At 42.4% G+C, this 3247-nt stretch carries 2 protein-coding genes; both read left to right on the top strand.

Going from position 1 to position 3247, the window contains the following annotated elements; translation table 11 throughout:
* Window positions 1-212 precede the first annotated feature (212 nt).
* A complete protein-coding gene (locus ACFWE9_RS26395; protein WP_377359598.1) occupies window positions 213-1487 on the top strand; it encodes an IS110 family RNA-guided transposase in 1275 nt (424 codons plus the stop codon).
* A gap of 769 nt (window positions 1488-2256) precedes the next feature.
* Window positions 2257-3225, top strand: coding sequence for a hypothetical protein (locus tag ACFWE9_RS26390; RefSeq protein WP_201225667.1), 969 nt, complete (start codon window positions 2257-2259; stop codon window positions 3223-3225).
* Window positions 3226-3247: the final 22 nt, after the last annotated feature.

Below are 3247 nucleotides of genomic sequence, written 5' to 3'. Positions count from 1 at the left end.
GACTTAAACTGAACCGCCGTATACCGAACGGTACGTACGGTGGTGTGAGAGGTCGGAGGCTAGGCGCCTCCTCCTACTCGATTTTATGCAACTAAAGGGGCAGGATAGCATTCCTGTAGTTCGTTATTTTTCAGCTTTGAAAAAAATAGGGCTCCTCAGTAAGATATGAGTAAGACACCACTCTAACTCAAAACTTTAGGAGGAACCCTAATATGAAGTTTAAAATGCAAGATAAACAAAATCAACTAATAGAAAGAATTTCCGATAAACACCTTGTTGTTGGTGTGGATATTGCCCAACAATTACATGTGGCTAGAGCAGTGAATTTCCGTGGAATTGTAGTCGGAGATCCACTTGCATTTGAAAATAATGAAGATGGATTTGCTAGTTTATTAAAATGGATGGATAAGCTTCAAAGATTAAATAAATTGGATGCAGCCATCGTGGGAATGGAACCTACAGGCCATTACTGGATTAATCTTTCAAAATGGCTATTTAAACAAGGAATTGAGGTAGTAACAGTAAACCCTCACTTAGTAAAAAGGAATAAAGAAAACCGTGATAATACTCAGTCCAAAAGTGATAAGAAAGATGCCCTGGTCATCGCTGATATGGTGAAGAACGGTTACTACGCCTTTGTCAGGAACACTTCAGAATCATTTGAAATACTTAGGGTCCTTATGTCTAACCGTGATGTGGTAGTTAAACGACTCGTTAGCACTATTAATCAATTAAACCGTTGGGTGGATATTGTCTTTCCCGAACTCAGGCAAGTATTTAAAGATATTACTGGTAAAGGGGCTATCGCCACACTTCGTTTATTTCCATCTCCAATGGAACTGCGTTCCCTGAAATCTCATGATGTTGTTTCAGGATGGAAATCAATAATGAAGAGGCAGCCTGGATTAAAGAAAGCTCAATTACTTCTTCAGTTAGCTAGGAAATCTGTCGGCACAAGACAAGCACTTGAAGCGTATAAATTTCATTTGGAACAATTATTAGAGGAGTATGACCTCGCATTCTTACAACTCGAAAGAGTGGAACAAGAGGTTAAGGATGTATTAAAACAAATACCTTTTGCCAAGAAGCTTCTTGCCATTAAGGGAATTAGTGAAATTTCTCTAGCCGGAATATTAGGTGAAGCAGGAGATCTAAGTGGTTTTTCACACGGTAATTCTTTACTTCGGCACGCTGGGTTGCATCTGGCTGAAGCAAGCTCTGGAAAGTGGAAAGGCCAAATTGTCATTTCTAAGCGAGGGCGATCCAGGCTAAGGCGTTTCCTTTACTTAGCCACCATGAGTCTTGTGATGAATAACACGGAATTTCGAGCCATTCATACCCATAATGTTAAGGTGAAAAAAATGAAGAAAATGAAATCGATTATGAAATTGGTAGGTAAGCTTGCCAGGATATTTGTTGGAATAGCACGCAGAAACGAGTCTTATTGTGCAGATAAAGTTCAACCTATAACTGAACTGGTTGCGTAGTTTTAAAGGGGGATTTTTTAATAGGGTTCTCGAAGGGAACCTTCAAAAACTAATTTTCATAGACTTTTTCTTTTTACGAATGTTGGCTTATTCGTAGGATTTCAAATATGTACGGAGTACCAGATTTCTTGAACAAAAGGGCACCGACCCATCAGGATAGCATAGCTGGCCTCCACCCCTTGGATAGGCATGACGAAGGAATGATAGGGCAATTGACCCGTTGAGACATGGGAGGGAAAGCCTTCAGGGGCGGCGTGGAGAATGTACATTATATGGTAAAATGTGGAGTGTTGTACAACTCCTTTATTTCACTATGCCTTCACGAAATCTTCATGCCCTGAAATCACTCCAATTAACCGTGAACTTAAATTCAATGGTGATGAAATCCTGCGAATAAGCGAGTATTTGTGAGAAAATCGTATTAAACTGAGGGAGTTCAAGAAGAATTGACACAAGAAGGTCGTCAATGAAGACGATCTTCTTGTGTCAATTTTTTAGAATAAGGGATTTTAAATTGGAATATTATGTTAAAACCAAAGCGAGCAGAGCAGTTTTTAGGGTATTGATGGTGAGAGTAATGGGGGAAATGATTATCTTCGTGAATAGTCCTATGATTCATTAAAACTAAAACAGTTTAAATTATAATTCTTAAGGGGTGTTTATTTATAGTTATAAATAGAAATAAAAATGAGAGTTTAATTGGAAGCGCTCTGTTCATTGTAGAGGTAGAGATTTACGAACGCACTGGTCTGGCGGCCGAGGTGACCTCATGACATTAATGAAAAAGCAGCCAATTTCACATTTGATGAAGAAACGTAGATTTTGGGGTTATGGTGCCGCTATAGCGGTAATGCCTTATCTGTTAATCAAAATCGCCTGGACTTTCGGTCTCTTCATGCCGACCGAACAAATGGGCGACCCAAGTTGGCGCACTGCAAACGCAGTAACAATGGTTCTAGCTGCAGTTGGTATCCTGTTAGCATTGGCGTTTAGCATGACATGGGGTGAGCGACTGCCCGCCTGGTTGGTTGCCTTGCCCGTCTGGGTAGGTACTGGTTTACTTATTCCTATGCTGTTGCTGGCACCTGTGCTTGGTCCTGCTGCTATGATACGCGATCAGCAGGCAGGAGCTGCCAACGTTTGGGTATATGAGCAGATTTTCGTAATGGTCTCACTGGTTGGAGTCGGCATCTGCCTACCTTTCGCCTTAGCTGGATACGCTAAAGCGCGTTGGCCTGAGGCATTTACTGATCCAATCGACATTGAATTACTCCCGGGCAACAGCCAGAAACTGCATATCACCTTGGCTAGGCTTGTCGCGGTTGGCTGTATCCTGCTTGGATTTATTAAGCTATTCTGGGCGATTGGTGGAACTATTGGCATCAACCCAGCTATGTTGGATAACCGCGATTTATGGTGGCACCTATTGTCGTTGAGTACCGGTGTGTGGGCCTTCGCGGGGGCGTGGGGTTTGTTGGTACTGACCACCCGCCGCGGGTCGAAGAGGTTCTTCCCTCCTATGGCAGCAGCATGGATCTCGTCGGGAATGCTGTTCTCTTATAACCTCTTTAACCGCTTGTCCGCCACTCGCCCCGATGCACAACCTGCTCTAGAGTACCCACTTGCATATGTACTAACCACCGAGTTAGGTAGCGTCTTGGGAGTGATGATGGGAATAATTATCCTGATGGTACTGCACGACCGCCGGAGAGCAATGCGCAGTTCTAGAAGTAATTAATGTTCCTAATATTGAATTATAT

The sequence above is a fragment of the Peribacillus sp. NPDC060253 genome (assembly GCF_042727425.1).
Taxonomy (GTDB): Bacteria; Bacillota; Bacilli; order Bacillales; family DSM-1321; genus Peribacillus.
Note: the sequence above shows the minus strand (reverse complement) of the source record. Positions and strands in the feature narration are given on the sequence as shown.